Raw genomic sequence first — 13,157 nt, 5'->3', positions numbered from 1 at the left:
GGCGTCTTTCCTTGGACCACCAACGCACTGGCATTCGGGCTTCGTTGCTGTGTTGCCCGCTTGCTGTGTGATGATCATAGACCATGCGGAAGGCCCCGCGCCACTCAGCGCACGGGGTCCTCCGGCACCGCCTCGAACCGCCAGCGATGCACCGCCCGGGTCACCAAGTCGGCGGCCGGCTCCGGAAGTTCCGGCAGCTCGGCGTCGTAGGGCGCGTCCCACCAGGTGATGACGAGGACCCGGTCCTGCGGCGCGCGCAGCACCTCGCGTCGCGAGGGCCGTTCGGCGAGCCGCTGTCGCCGCACCCAGGCCAGCAACTCCTCGCCCCGGCCGGCGACCGCGCGGGCCTCCCACATCAACGCCACGCTCACGAGTACAGGTTCTCCTCGCCGACCGCGTGCACATGGTCGTGGCCGTGCGCGTGGGCGTGGGTCTGCGCGGTGCCCGGCACGTGCGGGTCGGTGACCGGCAGCGACGAGTCCGCCGACAGGTCCCAGTCGGAGGCCGCGCGGTTGCGCCTGACCATCTCCGCGCCCAGGGCGGCCACCATCGCGCCGTTGTCCGTGCACAGCTTGGGGCGCGGGACGCGCAGCCGGATGCCGGCCGCCTCGCAGCGCTCCTGGGCCAGCGCCCGCAGCCGGGAGTTGGCGGCCACGCCGCCGCCGATCATCAGGTGGTCCACGCCCGCGTCCTTGCAGGCCCGCACCGCTTTGCGGGTGAGCACGTCCACCACCGCCTCCTGGAAGGAGGCCGCCACGTCGCGCACCGGCACCTCCTCGCCGGCCGCCCGCTTCGCCTCGATCCAGCGGGCCACGGACGTCTTCAGGCCGGAGAAGGAGAAGTCGTAGGCGGCGTCGCGCGGGCCGGTCAGACCGCGCGGGAAGGCGATCGCCGCCGGGTCGCCCTCGCGGGCGTAGCGGTCGATGACCGGGCCGCCGGGGAAGCCCAGGTTCAGCACGCGGGCGATCTTGTCGAACGCCTCGCCGGCCGCGTCGTCGATCGTGGCGCCCAGGGGCCGCACGTCGGAGGTGATGTCGGTGGACAGCAGCAGCGAGGAGTGGCCGCCGGAGACCAGCAGCGCCATGGTCGGCTCGGGCAGCGGGCCGTGCTCCAGCTGGTCCACGCAGATGTGCGAGGCGAGGTGGTTGACGCCGTACAGCGGCTTGCCGAGCGCGTAGGCGAACGCCTTGGCCGCCGAGACGCCGACCAGCAGGGCGCCGGCCAGGCCGGGCCCCGCGGTGACCGCGATGCCGTCCAGGTCCCTGGCGCTGACCCCGGCCTCCTTGAGCGCGCGCTCGATGGTCGGCGCCATGGCCTCCAGGTGGGCGCGCGAGGCGACCTCGGGGACGACGCCGCCGAAGCGGGCGTGCTCGTCGACGCTGGAGGCGACCGCGTCGGCCAGCAGGGTGGTGCCGCGCACGACGCCGACGCCGGTCTCGTCGCAGGAGGTCTCGATGCCGAGGACGAGCGGCTCGTCGCGGAGGTCAGCCATGGATCTCGGTTCCTTGTACGGAGGTGGAGGGGTCGGTCAGGCGCATCACCAGGGCGTCCACGTTCCCCGGCTGGTAGTAGCCGCGCCGGAAGCCGATGGGGGCGAAGCCGAAGCGCTCGTAGAGGCGCTGGGCGCGGACGTTGTCCACCCGGCACTCCAGCATCACCTCGGCGCACTCGAAGGCGGTCGCGGCCCGCAGCAGCTCGGTCAGCAGCAGGGAGCCGAGGCCGGTGCCCCACTGGTCGCGGGCGACGGCGATGGTCTGGACGTCGCCCTGGTCGCCGGTGGCGACGAGACCGGCGTAGCCGACGATCCGGCCGTCCTGCTCGGCCACGACGTAGCGCCGGGTGGCCTCGGGGCCGCGGGAGTGCGCCAGCTCGGACCAGAACATCCCCCGCGACCAGGCGTCCTCGGGGAAGAGGCCCTTCTCCAGCTCCAGCACCGGGTCGATGTCCCACCAGCGCATCTCGCGCAGCGCGGGCGCCGGGGCCGCGGTGGTCGTCTCGCCGGTCACTTGGGGGTGACCACCTTGTAGTTCTTGGGCACCTGCGCGTCCGGCCGGCGCAGGTACAGCGGCCGGGGCGCGGGCAGTTCCTCGCCCGCGGCCAGCTTCTCGGCGGCGAGCGAGGCCAGCGCGGCGGCCGACACGTGCTCGGGCTCGTGCGCCTGCGGGAAGGTCTCCGGGTACAGCAGCGCGCCCGCGCCGACCGCGGGCAGGCCCCGGACCTGGCCGGCGATGTCGGCGGGCCGGTCGACGGCCGGGTCGGTGAGGCGGGTGCGGGAGTCGGCGTAGCGCGCCCAGTAGACCTCCTTGCGGCGGGCGTCGGTCGCCACGACGAAGGGGCCGGGCACGTCGGCGGCGTAGGCGAGGCCGTCGAGCGTGCACACGCCGTGCACGGGGACGCCGAGCGCGAGGCCGAAGGTGTCGGCGGTCATCAGCCCGACGCGCAGCCCGGTGTAGGGGCCGGGGCCGGTGCCGGCCACGATGCCCGTAACGGCGTCCAGCGTCAGGCCGGCCTCGGTGAGGACCCGGTCGACGGCCGGCAGCAGCAGCTCTCCGTGCCGGCGCGCGTCCACCTGACTGGCTGAGGCGATGACGGCCGTACCGTCGTGCAGGGCGACGGTGACGGCGGGGGTGGCGGTATCCAGAGCGAGCAAGAGCACGCAAACAGCCTACGGCTCCCGCGAGCCCCGCACGGCCGTCCGGGCCCCGCGCATTCCGGCTGCTACGGTCGCAAGCCGCACACCGACTGGCAGACCTATCCGAAGGCGGACGAACCGTGGCAAGGAGCAGCGCGGGTTGGGTGGCCGGGCTCACCGCGGCGGCGCTCGCCACGGTCGGCTTCCTCGCCTACCAGGCGCAGTCGTCCGTCCCGGAGGAACTGGTCGGCCGGCCCGGTCCGAGCGCGACGCCGGCGGCGAGCGCCGCCAAGGCGCCCCGCGACCGCCGGCACCCCACGGCGCTGCCCGCGCACTCCGGCGCCGGTGAGCGGGTGGTGTACTCGGTGGACGACGACCGGGTGTGGCTGGTGAGCGCGGGCGGCACGGTGGAGAACACCTTCAAGGTCACCCCGGGCAGCGTGGACCCGGCGCCGGGGACCTACGCGGTCACCTCACGGTCGAAGGCGGTCACCGGGACCGACGGCGTCCCCGTGGAGCACGTGGTGCGCTTCGCCGACGTGCAGGGCGTGGTCGTCGGGTTCAGCGCGGCGGTCGACCAGTCCACGCCCGACGAGGACACCGACGGCGCGGACCCCGGGGTGAAGACGGGCGGCGTGCGGGAGTCGCGGGCGGACGGCGAGGCGATGTGGATGTTCGCGACGATCGGCCAGAAGGTCGTCGTCATCCGATGACCGGACGGCCGTCGGCATCCGAGAGGGCGACGGGGCCACCGCGAGAGGGCGACAGGGCCACGCCATCCGAACGGGCTACGCCGCTTCGCGGTGCGTCTGCGCCGTACGGGCGGTGCGGGCGTCCCCACGGGCGGTGCGGGCGTCGCGGTGGGCGCCCGGGCGCGGCGTACGGGAGCGGGGGTCCGGGCCGGCGTCCGCGGGTTCCGGGGCCCGGGGCGGCCGGGAGACGGCCGCGGCGGCGGCGCAGGAGGCCAGCAGGTCGCTCATGCGCACACCGGAGGCCGGGTACGGCCGGGACGGGTTCTCCGGCGGCGGTTCGGCAGCCGACATGGACGCCTCCTGGAGGACGGGGGCGGGCGTGGTTAGGTAACCCTAACCACGAGCTGGATACCATGTGACCACGCCCGACAGGCCCCGCGCAAGGACCCGCCGGGCCCTCAGGCGCCCAGCACGGTCAGGTCCACCGCCGCCCACCGGCCGCCGATCCCGGTCACCGTCAGGTGCCGCACCTCGTCGGCGGTGTCGCCGACCGCCCGGTGGATGCGGACCTGGAGCCGTTCGTCGGTCAGCTCCTCGACCTTGCCCTCGCCCCACTCCACGACGACCACCGAGTCCGGCAGCGAGACGTCGAGGTCCAGGTCCTCCATCTCGTCGAGGCCGCCGCCGAGCCGGTAGGCGTCGACGTGGACGAGCGGCGGGCCGTCACCGAGCGAGGGGTGCACCCGGGCGATCACGAAGGTCGGCGAGGTGACCGCGCCGCGCACCCCGAGCCCCTCGCCGAGCCCGCGGGTCAGCGTGGTCTTGCCCGCGCCCAGCTCCCCGCTGAGCATCACCAGGTCGCCGGCGCGCAGCAGCTTGGCGAGCCGGTGGCCCAGTTCGCGCATCTGCTCGGGCGCGTTGACGGTGAGCTCGACGGAGTGGGGGTCAGCCGGGTTGTGCGGTGCCGCTGGTGCTTCCATAAGTGCCCACGGTAGTGCCTGCCGGGACCGCGCCCACCCGGGTGAGCAGGTCGGCGAGACGGTCCGTGACCACCTCCGGGTGCTCCAGCATCACCAGGTGGCCGGCGTCCGGGACCAGGACGAGTTCCGCCTCGGGCAGCAGGCCGGCGATGGCCTCGCTGTGCTCGCTCGGCGTGACCAGGTCCTGCACCCCGGCCAGGACCAGCACCGGCTGACCCGCGAAGAGGGCGAGCGCCGCGGTCTTGTCGTGGTCGGTGAAGGCCGGGTAGAACTCGGCGACCACGTCGATCGGCGTGGACTCGATCATCCGTTCGGCGAACCGGGCGACGGCCGGGTCTATGTCCCGGCCGGCGAACGAGTAGCGCTTGATGACCCCGGCGAACAGGTCGGCGGTGGCCCGCCGGCCCCGCTCCACCAGTTCGGCGCGCTGCCCGAGCGCCTTCAGCACGCCGGGCAGCACCCGGCGCACCGCGTTGACGCCGGCCACCGGCAGCCCGAAGTTGACCTCGCCGAGCCGGCCGGAGGAGGTGCCGACGAAGGCGGTGGCCACCACCCGCTCCCGGATCAGCTCCGGGTACTGGGCGGCCAGGGCCATCACGGTCATGCCGCCCATGGAGTGCCCGACCAGCACGATCGGCCCCTCGGGCGCGGCCGCGTCCAGCACCGCCTTCAGATCGCGGCCGAGCTGGTCGATGGTCAGCGGCTCGTCGTCCTTGAGCTGCGCCACGCCCCGCCCGGACCGGCCGTGGCTGCGCTGGTCCCAGTACACGGTCCGCACCACGCCGCGCAGCGCCGCGCGCTGGAAGTGCCAGGAGTCCTGGCCGAGGCAGTAGCCGTGGCTGAAGACCACGGTGACCGGGGCCGGGGCCCTGCGGCCGAAGAGCCTGCGGCGGCGCGGACCGAGGGCCGCTGCGCCGGTCGCGTCGTCCGTGGCGTCGGCGTCGGCGGCCTCGTCCACCTCGTAGTACAGCTCGGTGCCGTCGTCGGCGTACGCGGTGCCCGGGGCGCCGCGCAGGGTGCCGTACGGGCCCGCCGCGTCCAGGGCGAGCCGGGCCTTCTTGCGCATGCCCCGGCCCACGGTCATCCGCTCGACGGCCACGGTGGCCGCCGCGCCCGCGGCCACCACGCCGATCGCCGCCCCCGCGATACCGGTCGCCCGGCGCCAGCCGCCCGCCCCTGCGGCGGAGGCCACGGCCGCCGCCGCACTGCTCTCGCTCACGTACCGCTCCTCGTCGTGCCGTCGCTGTGACGTCCTGGTGTTCAAGGCCGCGGCGGCGTCCGGGACCCGGCCGCGCCGCACGGACCACCGCGCTACGCCGTACGGCGCTCCCGGCCTTCTTCCCCGTCTCCCCCGGTCTCCCCCTGTTCCGGGCGTTCCGCGTCGGCCGGGTCCTCCTCGTCCACGAAGACGCGGGGGACGCGGGCGCCGATGCGGGTGACGATCTCGTACGCGATGGTGCCCGCCGCCTGCGCCCAGTCCTCGGCGGTGGGCTCGCCCTCGTCGCCCGGCCCGAACAGCACGGCGCGCGAGCCCGCCTCGGGTTCGTCGCCGCCGAGGTCCACCACGAACTGGTCCATCGCGATCCGGCCCGCGACGGTGCGCCACTTGCCGCCGACCAGGACGGGCCCGGTGCCGGAGGCATGGCGCGGCACGCCGTCGGCGTAGCCGACCGGGACCAGGCCGAGGGTGGTCTCGCCCGGGGTGACGTAGTGGTGGCCGTAGCTGACGCCGTGGCCGCCGGGCACGTGCTTGACCAGGGCGAGCGAGGCGGACAGCGTCATCACGGGCCGCAGCCCGAAGTCGGCCGGGACGCCCAGCTCGGGGGCGGGCGAGATGCCGTAGAGGGCGATGCCGGTGCGCACCAGGTCGAAGTGGCTGTCGGGCACGGTGAGCGCGGCGGGCGAGTTGGCGATGTGCCGCACCTCGGGCCGCACGCCGTGCTCCTCGGCGTGCGCGAGCATCTCGCGGAACCGGTCGAGCTGCGCGGCGATGGAGGGGTGGCCCGGTTCGTCGGCGCAGGCGAAGTGCGACCACAGGCCGGTGATCCGGATCAGCCCGTCGGCCTGGGCGCGCAGCGCCTCGGCGACGAGTTCCGGCCAGTCGGCGGGCTGGCAGCCGTTGCGGCCGAGGCCGGTGTCGGCCTTCAGCTGCACCCGCGCGGGCCGCCCGGCGGCGCGCGCGGCCTCGCGCACCTCCGCCAGCGCCCACAGTCCGCTCACGGACACGTCCACGTCGGCCTCGATCGCCTCGCGCCACGGCCCGCCCGGCGTCCACAGCCAGCACAGGACGCGCACCTGCTCGGGCGCGAGCCCGGCGGCGCGCAGCGCCAGCGCCTCCTCGGGCGTGGCGGTGCCGAGCCAGGTGGCGCCGGCGGCGACGGCCGCGCGGGCGCACCGGACGGCGCCGTGTCCGTACGCGTCGGACTTGACGACGGCCATCAGGGCCGCGCCCGGCGTCCGTTCGCGCAGGGCCCGCACGTTGGCCCGCAGAGCGGCCAGATCGATCTCGGCGCGGGCGCGCAGCGGGGCCGTCCGCGGGTGTGCTGTCTCGTTCATCGCGCCCCCAGTGTCTCAGAGGGCGCGGGGGGCGTTATGGCGCGGCGGGCGTGTGGGGGGTGGTGCGGCACCACAACTCAGCGCTTCCTGGATGACTGTGCCGTGGACGGTTTTCACGTCCGGGCCCTTGAAGGGGGGATCGCGTCGGCCCCTCTCCCGTCGACCGTGCCCGTCCCGGCTCCAAGCACCATCTGATCGTCGACCGCCATGGCACCCCGCTCGTCGTCACGCACACCGGTGGCAACCGCCATGACGTCATCCAGTTCCTGCCACTGCTGGACGCCATCCCAGCGATTAGAGGTCTGCGAGGCCGTCCCCGCAGCAGCCCCCGGCGTCTGTATGCCGATCGGGGCGCGGGCGATGAGTTTGCTCTGACAGCGAGCGGTGTCCTGAATGACGACGGCACAAAGCGGCCTAGGTTTTTCCGTTGGCCAGGTGGTTCCGCATGACCATCTCCCAACGTTGGGAGGTGCTACCCCCGATGACTCTCCGCTGTCGGGGACTTTCTGCATTTCCGGGGCACCTTCGAAAGAAAGGCGGGTATTCGAGCCAGCTGACCCTGGTAGGTGGCCGTCTGGCCAGTGGTCCCAAGGGATTCACCGCTCCTTAGTTTCTCAGGCGACCACGGGCTCCGCGCGGCTCCACAGTTCCTCCGCGTGCTCGGCGAATCGGTCGAACATGCCGCCGTCACTCTGCCGACGCAAGTGCAGAAGCGGGGAATCGTGGCCGACCAGACGCGCGAGGTGTGGCGTTACAAGCGCCTCGCTGTCGAATCGGAAGACCGACAGGCTCACATGGTTGATGGCGTCCAACGGGGCCGAGAACCGCGCTTCCACTCCGTTCAGCGGGCCGAGGCGGTGAAGGTGTTCTAGCGTGATGTTGATGCGCGTTGAGACGGATAGTGCTACGTCTTCGATCTCCTCGCGCTGCCTGGTCACTTCACCGTTAGGGTCGCCGAGCAGGAACCGCACCCGACAACCCGATTCAGCCTTGCGCCGGATTGTTTCCGCGAACGCTGGAACCTGGGTCCAAAGAAAGTAGTTTGTGTACCCAGCGAGAAACAGGTCTTCGCCGGCAGACTCAACCAGTTCAGACCACACCGTCGACGGGCACGCAGAACGGTAGGGGTAGCTGTGCAGTAGCTCTCTGTCATTTCCAGTCTTGACGCGTTCCTGCAAAACTTTTGGCCAAAGCATGCCCTCGTCTACTCCCAGCGCTCGACAGGCGTCCGCTCGGTTCCTTGCGTGTGGTGTGAGTTCGGCGTCGCTCAACCATCGCTCCACTTGCTTAAGGGATACCCCTGCCCGGTATGCAAGCTGGCGCGGCGTTAGGTTGGCGTCATCCATGGCGGATCTAAGAGCAGCGTTCAAGTCAACCCACTAGCGCTGTCCTTTTGGGCCGTCTTCGACCCTAGCCGCTGACGTCCCAAGTGTCCTCGGTTCGGTCGGAGAAACGTCCCTATGGGTGGGCCACGATCGGCGCATGAAGGAGCCGAAGCGACGCCCAAGCGCGCCGGTCGAACTGCCAGCGAAAGCTGGCTCGTTGGGGATGCAGCGTGTTGAAGTGATCCATGGGGCAACGGAGTTGTCAGGCGCGCAGGACGAGTACGCCACGTACCCCCCGGATGACACCGAGTGCGCCACCTGCGGGCGCGCGTTCAAGCCCATGGAAGTGGCCCGGCGCTCGTCGGCAGCGCGGCAGTCCGGCCCGCCCGCTGTCACCTATCGCCATTTCGATGAGGACTGCGCGAGCGAGGTGCAGCCGTGACGGGCCGTCGAAAGCCCACGAACGGTCGCGTGAGCCTCTTACGCGACCCGGAGCTAGTCAGCCTCATAGAGGGGACTGACAGCCGCGCAGACGGCGACGAGGCCCCGTGGTGGGAGGCGTACGGCGGACAGCGCGACCCGGCGTCCGGGCTGATCGCGTTTCCCCCTGCCTCCCAACTCCCTCACTGCCCGTTCGAATGCGAGCTGTGCGACCGACACACGCGGCGCAGGGGGGCGTGATGGCCACCCGTAAGGATGTCGGCAAGCGGGTGACTGGTGGCTCACGAGTCGGCGTGCTCCAGGACGTTGACCGCAAGTGGCTGGACCCGGCGTCATCCCCTTTCGACCGGCGTACCTATCCGCTCGCGTTCGTCCGGCCGGATGCGGGCGGGGTCGAGTGGACGGCAGACCCCAAACAGCTCGTTCTCTCGTGACGTACGTACGCCGCTTTGGGCGGTCCGTGTTTGTCTTCACTGTCGCCCTGCTGGTAACGGCGATTCCCACGCTTGCCGCTACTGGCCACCTCTGAGACTTCCCGCCCGGTTGCAAAGGACGGACAGCGGCAACCGGGCGGGTTGGAAAAAGCACGCAACCTACAAGGAGGGTACAGACGTGAGTACCAGGACCAGCACGCTTCCCGTCGCTGAGATGGTGGCGGAGCGGGCACAGGAGATCCATTCGGCCATTCAGGCCGACAAGGAGTATCCCGCGTTCAAGGCGGCCAGCCTCAAGTACGACAGCGACTGGCAGTGCTTCACCGGCTCCGTCATCGTCGCGGAGTACGACCAGGAGAAGGACAAACACGGCCTGTTCGCGGAGGGGCTTAAGGCCCTGTGCCTCAAATCCGCTGTGTACGAGATGACCGGCGACGAGAGCGCGGCGGAAATTCCCATCGCCGTTCCCGTGGACGAGATGACGCACGCGATGATCGCGCAGCCGCAGCTACTCGCCCGCATCATGGCCCGCGTCGGCGTGGTGATCATCCACCAGACCGACCAGGAGCACACCGACTGGCGACCGGACGACTACACGCACAAGGCGTACCGCGCTGCGTGGGGCGAGCCGGACCGGCGTCTGTGGCTGGACGCGGACACCGTGGCCGCGCGGCTCAAGTGGCTGGACGAGAAGTACGCGGCTATGGGATTCCGCAAGCAGGGACAGGCGCATTCCTTCCGTTTCACGGCGGAAGATCTCGCCACCGTCGCCGCGTAGCTAGCTGAGTGCCTGCCGAAGAACCGTGAGCGGGTCCAGCGTGGGGAAGTCGCGCCGGATCAGTTCATGGGCCTGGGAGATCAGGTCATCGAGCAGGACGGGAGCGGCCCCGTACAGAACGTCATGAAGGTACGGGGCCACGTCGGAAGGGCCGGGCGGCAAATGCAACTCAACGGTCAGCGGGGCGTTCTCGCTCTTGTACGCGCCGACCGGTAGCCCGACCCTTTCCGGGTGGACGCATACCGGGGTGCCGTCTGGAGTGTACCGGAATCCGTCTGCCTTATTGAACGGACATTCCTTCGCCGGTCGTTGCCACACGTCGAATTCTCCGACGGGAAGTCGGCGGGAAGGGCAGACGCCGCAAGCAAGGTGGTGAACGTCATCGTTGATGAAAGGCTCAGCCATGAAGTGAGCCTAGCCCCGGCAGGGGGCCCATAGACGCCCTTTCCGGCCGCCCCCACCCTTGGCAGTTCGAGCGGCAGGAAGGGGCTTGCAGGACCCTCTACGGGGGCGCTGGGCGACTCCCGCAGAGGATGAGGGGGCGAAGCCCGGTGCGCACCGTGTGAGCCCCCGCCCGGCCCCGCCTGTGACGCTTCCCCCCGTGGCGCGCGGGCGGGGCCTTCCTGGAGTTGCGTTGGTTCACGCCCACCAGATCCCGAAGAACACGATCCCGTAGTTGAGGAGCCCTTCGAGGACGTGCCCGTCCGTAAGGGCGTGGTGGAGCGACACTGCGGCGATGCTGACGGCGACGACGAAGACGAGGTCGAAGAACAGTTCGAGGGTGGAGGCGGTGCGGCCTTCCTCGGCGGGGTCGCGCGGCCGCATCGGGACGAGCCGGAATCGGGATTCGATGGTCATGACGGGGACGCCTCCGTGTCCTGGTCACGAGAGGTACGCGACCAGCGATTGGGGTGCCCGGTCCCGGACGTTTGCCGTAGAGGGCGGCGACGACGGGGATGACTTGACCGTTCGCACCGGCAGACCGGACTGGTGATGGCGGGCAGAACAGGCCGTGCGGTCCGTGGCGTCACCCGCCACGGACCGCTGCACGCATCCGGGGCTTCACTCCCCGGGGACCACCTCTAGGGTGTTGCGGCGTACGGGCTCGGTCGACATCGTCACCGAGTACTCGCTGTCGTTGTACTTCTCCAGGTAGGAGGCGTCGACGGCCTGGTTGGTCTCCTCGTCGTCGGAGTCGACGGGCACGAAGCGCACCGGCTTGTCGACCCCGCCGGCCGAGATCCGGCCCCGGCCGGTCTTCAGGGCCGGCCCGTATCGCGTCTGCGGTCATGCTGCCCCGCGTGATCGGTGCGGGGCAGCGACGACTGCCCGGGTCAGAGCTTGTCGGCGAAGAAGGGGCCGAGCTTGCTGACGGCCTCGGCGACCTCCTTCTCGCCGTCGTAGAGCTCCATGTGGTTCGATCCCTCGACGACGTGGAAGGACTTGTCCTTGCTCGCGGCGCGCGCGAACAGGTCATCGCTCATCCACTTCGATCCGGCCTCGCTGCCCGCGACGACCAGCAGCGGCTGCGTGAGGAACGCCTCGGCCTTGTGGAAGGCGTCGTAGGTGATGATCTGGCTCAGGCTGCGCGCGGTCATGAAGCCCGGCGCGTTGGGGTGCTCGCAACGCGGCGTGTGGTAGTACTCCCACGCCTGGCGCAGCTCCTCGTTCGGCGCGTCTTCCTCGCGCATCGGCGCGAGCGGGAAGGGGTTGTCCTTGCCCTGGACATCGGTGGTGCGGGCTTCGGCGCCCATCGCGAGCAGGGGGGCGGCGTCGGCGTCGGCGACGTCGTTCGTCCAGCCGTTGCGGAACATCTGGCCGATGTTGACGAGGCTCACGGTGCCCACGGCCTTGATGCGGGGGTCGTTGATCGCGGCGTTCGCGGTGTAGCCGGCCCCGGCGCAGATGCCCATCGCGCCGATGCGGCCGCTGTCCACGTAGTCGAGCGTGGTCAGGTGGTCGACCACGGCACTGACGTCCTCGGTGCGGATGTGCGGGTTCTCCAGCTGTCGCGGCTCACCGGTGCTCGCGCCCTGGAACGAGGCGTCGTAGGCGACGGTCACGAAGCCGTGCTCGGCGAGCTTGCCCGCGTACAGGCCCGCTGCCTGCTCCTTCACGCCGCCGCCCGGGTGGGAGACGACGATCGCCGGGTAGGTCTTCGACGCGTCGAAGCCTTCCGGGAGGTTGATCACCGCGGCGAGGGTGGTGCCGTAGCCGTTGAGGGTCTTGATGCTGATGTTCTCGCTCATGACTTTCCTCGGGTTGATGTCCGAATGGGTGTTTCTGGGTGGGTCGGGCTCACAGGTGGGTGCCGAAGAATTCCGTCGCGGCTTCGACGGCCTGGCGCGTCGGGTCCGGCCGGTCGTAGAGGTCGTAGTGCGAGGTGTCCTGCACGACGAGGAGCCGCTTGTCCTTCGAGGCGGCGCGGCCGTAGATCTCCTGGCCGTCGCGGTAGGCGCCGAACCCGCCGGGCTTGTCGCCGATCACGACCAGCAGCGGCTGGGTGAGCAGCTGCTCGGCGCCGAAGAACGCGTCCCAGCCGATCGCCGCCGCGCGACGCGACAGCATCACGCTCGTGGCCCCGCCCGCGCTCTGTCCCCGGTCGGTCTTGTAGTAGTCCGTGGCCTCCAGCACGTCGATGTCTGTCAGTCCCGCCTCCCGTCCGGCCTCGACCGAGGCGGGCAGGAGATCGTCGACCCGCGGATCCGCGCCGCGGGCCTCGGCGGTGCGCTGCGCCGCCATCTGCTCCAGAGCGCCGATCGGGTCGTAGCCGCCGAATGACTCGCGACTGAGGCGCCCGAAGTTCACGCCGGTGACGCTGGTGACGGCCTTGATCCGGCGATCGGTCATGGTCGCGTTGATGACGTAGCCGCCACCCCCGCAGACCCCGATCCCGCCGATGCGGTCCGCATCGACGTACGGCAAGGTCACGAGGTGGTCGACCGCGACGCGGACGTCCTCCACACGCTGTGCGGGATCCTCGATCAGGCGCGGTTGCCCGCCGCTCTCACCCTGGTGGCTGGCGTCGAAGACCAGCACCACGTAGCCGGCTTCCGCCAGCGCCTTCGCGTACACGTTGCCGGCGGTCTGTTCCTTGCAGCTGCCGATCGGGTGAACGCTCACGATCGCCGGATAGGAGCCGTTCTCGTCGAAATCAGCAGGGAGGTGCAGGATTCCCGCCAGATCCCAGGCCATCCCCGGAGAACGGAAGCTCACACGCTCGGTCCGTTCAGTCATGATTCCTCCTGGATATCCCGCTCATCGTCGCCCCGGCCGCGGGCCGGCGCCCGTCGGCTCTTACGACATTCACTGTGGTTGC

General features: G+C 71.1%; 18 protein-coding genes and 1 pseudogene. 5 read left to right on the top strand and 14 right to left on the bottom strand.

What is annotated here, in order from left to right; translation table 11 throughout:
- Nucleotides 1-104 precede the first annotated feature (104 nt).
- From ABEB07_RS25875 to tsaB, 4 genes are read right to left on the bottom strand one after another with little or no spacing between them, the layout of a single operon-like run.
- Nucleotides 105-371, bottom strand: a complete 267-nt coding sequence (locus ABEB07_RS25875; protein WP_345670504.1) for a hypothetical protein — start codon at nucleotides 369-371, stop codon at nucleotides 105-107.
- On the bottom strand, nucleotides 368-1,492 hold the full coding sequence (gene tsaD / locus ABEB07_RS25870; protein WP_345670503.1) for a tRNA (adenosine(37)-N6)-threonylcarbamoyltransferase complex transferase subunit TsaD: 1,125 nt from the start codon (nucleotides 1,490-1,492) through the stop codon (nucleotides 368-370). The genes ABEB07_RS25875 and tsaD overlap by 4 nt, the downstream gene beginning before the upstream one ends.
- On the bottom strand, nucleotides 1,485-1,958 hold the full coding sequence (rimI, locus tag ABEB07_RS25865; RefSeq protein WP_164584147.1) for a ribosomal protein S18-alanine N-acetyltransferase: 474 nt from the start codon (nucleotides 1,956-1,958) through the stop codon (nucleotides 1,485-1,487). The genes tsaD and rimI overlap by 8 nt, the downstream gene beginning before the upstream one ends.
- A 44-nt stretch (nucleotides 1,959-2,002) precedes the next feature.
- Entirely contained in the window at nucleotides 2,003-2,656 is a 654-nt protein-coding gene (gene tsaB / locus ABEB07_RS25860) for a tRNA (adenosine(37)-N6)-threonylcarbamoyltransferase complex dimerization subunit type 1 TsaB (protein ID WP_345670502.1), read from the bottom strand.
- Nucleotides 2,657-2,772: 116 nt separating this feature from the next.
- On the opposite strand from tsaB, the gene ABEB07_RS25855 reads away from it, so the two are divergent.
- On the top strand, nucleotides 2,773-3,345 hold the full coding sequence (locus ABEB07_RS25855) for a hypothetical protein (RefSeq protein WP_345670501.1): 573 nt from the start codon (nucleotides 2,773-2,775) through the stop codon (nucleotides 3,343-3,345).
- Nucleotides 3,346-3,420: 75 nt separating this feature from the next.
- On the opposite strand, the gene ABEB07_RS25850 is transcribed toward ABEB07_RS25855, so the two are convergent.
- The 4 genes from ABEB07_RS25850 to alr form a co-directional block, all read right to left on the bottom strand.
- Nucleotides 3,421-3,675, bottom strand: coding sequence for a hypothetical protein (locus ABEB07_RS25850; RefSeq protein WP_345670500.1), 255 nt, complete (start codon nucleotides 3,673-3,675; stop codon nucleotides 3,421-3,423).
- Between the two features lie 107 nt (nucleotides 3,676-3,782).
- Complete coding sequence (tsaE, locus tag ABEB07_RS25845) at nucleotides 3,783-4,304, bottom strand: tRNA (adenosine(37)-N6)-threonylcarbamoyltransferase complex ATPase subunit type 1 TsaE (RefSeq protein WP_176150163.1); 522 nt, start codon at nucleotides 4,302-4,304, stop codon at nucleotides 3,783-3,785.
- A complete protein-coding gene (locus ABEB07_RS25840; RefSeq protein ID WP_345670498.1) occupies nucleotides 4,270-5,523 on the bottom strand; it encodes an alpha/beta fold hydrolase in 1,254 nt (417 codons plus the stop codon). The genes tsaE and ABEB07_RS25840 overlap by 35 nt, the downstream gene beginning before the upstream one ends.
- 92 nt (nucleotides 5,524-5,615) lie before the next feature.
- Entirely contained in the window at nucleotides 5,616-6,860 is a 1,245-nt protein-coding gene (gene alr, locus ABEB07_RS25835; protein WP_345670497.1) for an alanine racemase, read from the bottom strand.
- A gap of 87 nt (nucleotides 6,861-6,947) precedes the next feature.
- Between alr and ABEB07_RS25830 the strand changes: the two are divergent.
- Nucleotides 6,948-7,213: pseudogene (locus ABEB07_RS25830) on the top strand (transposase); the annotation flags it as partial.
- A 261-nt stretch (nucleotides 7,214-7,474) separates the two neighbouring features.
- Here ABEB07_RS25830 and ABEB07_RS25825 read toward each other — a convergent pair.
- Nucleotides 7,475-8,056: a DUF5919 domain-containing protein gene (locus ABEB07_RS25825; RefSeq protein WP_345670516.1), complete on the bottom strand. Its 582-nt coding sequence runs from the start codon at nucleotides 8,054-8,056 to the stop codon at nucleotides 7,475-7,477.
- A gap of 286 nt (nucleotides 8,057-8,342) precedes the next feature.
- Between ABEB07_RS25825 and ABEB07_RS25820 the strand changes: the two genes are divergently transcribed.
- From ABEB07_RS25820 to ABEB07_RS25810, 3 genes are all read left to right on the top strand, one after another.
- Nucleotides 8,343-8,627, top strand: a complete 285-nt coding sequence (locus ABEB07_RS25820) for a hypothetical protein (RefSeq protein WP_345670496.1) — start codon at nucleotides 8,343-8,345, stop codon at nucleotides 8,625-8,627.
- A 238-nt stretch (nucleotides 8,628-8,865) separates the two neighbouring features.
- A complete protein-coding gene (locus ABEB07_RS25815; RefSeq protein WP_345670495.1) occupies nucleotides 8,866-9,060 on the top strand; it encodes a hypothetical protein in 195 nt (64 codons plus the stop codon).
- Nucleotides 9,061-9,238: 178 nt separating this feature from the next.
- Nucleotides 9,239-9,838 (top strand): hypothetical protein, encoded by a 600-nt coding sequence (locus ABEB07_RS25810; protein ID WP_345670494.1) that lies wholly within the window; start codon nucleotides 9,239-9,241, stop codon nucleotides 9,836-9,838.
- Here the strand turns inward: ABEB07_RS25810 and ABEB07_RS25805 are convergent, their stop codons facing one another.
- From ABEB07_RS25805 to ABEB07_RS25785, 5 genes are all read right to left on the bottom strand, one after another.
- Nucleotides 9,839-10,243: a hypothetical protein gene (locus tag ABEB07_RS25805; RefSeq protein ID WP_345670493.1), complete on the bottom strand. Its 405-nt coding sequence runs from the start codon at nucleotides 10,241-10,243 to the stop codon at nucleotides 9,839-9,841.
- Nucleotides 10,244-10,477: 234 nt separating this feature from the next.
- Nucleotides 10,478-10,696: a low temperature requirement protein A gene (locus ABEB07_RS25800; RefSeq protein ID WP_425589074.1), complete on the bottom strand. Its 219-nt coding sequence runs from the start codon at nucleotides 10,694-10,696 to the stop codon at nucleotides 10,478-10,480.
- Between the two features lie 204 nt (nucleotides 10,697-10,900).
- Entirely contained in the window at nucleotides 10,901-11,101 is a 201-nt protein-coding gene (locus ABEB07_RS25795) for a DUF2255 family protein (protein ID WP_345670515.1), read from the bottom strand.
- Nucleotides 11,102-11,172: 71 nt separating this feature from the next.
- The gene (locus ABEB07_RS25790; protein WP_459115381.1) at nucleotides 11,173-12,105 is read right to left on the bottom strand and encodes an alpha/beta hydrolase; all 933 of its coding nucleotides are present in this window, start codon (nucleotides 12,103-12,105) and stop codon (nucleotides 11,173-11,175) included.
- Between the two features lie 31 nt (nucleotides 12,106-12,136).
- Nucleotides 12,137-13,075 carry an alpha/beta hydrolase gene (locus ABEB07_RS25785; protein ID WP_345670491.1) on the bottom strand — a complete coding sequence of 313 codons (939 nt, stop codon included), beginning with the start codon at nucleotides 13,073-13,075 and terminating at the stop codon, nucleotides 12,137-12,139.
- Nucleotides 13,076-13,157: the final 82 nt, after the last annotated feature.

The organism is Streptomyces similanensis, from assembly GCF_039543625.1.
Taxonomy (GTDB): Bacteria; Actinomycetota; Actinomycetes; order Streptomycetales; family Streptomycetaceae; genus Streptomyces; species Streptomyces similanensis.
This window is presented reverse-complemented; position numbering and strand designations above follow the sequence as displayed.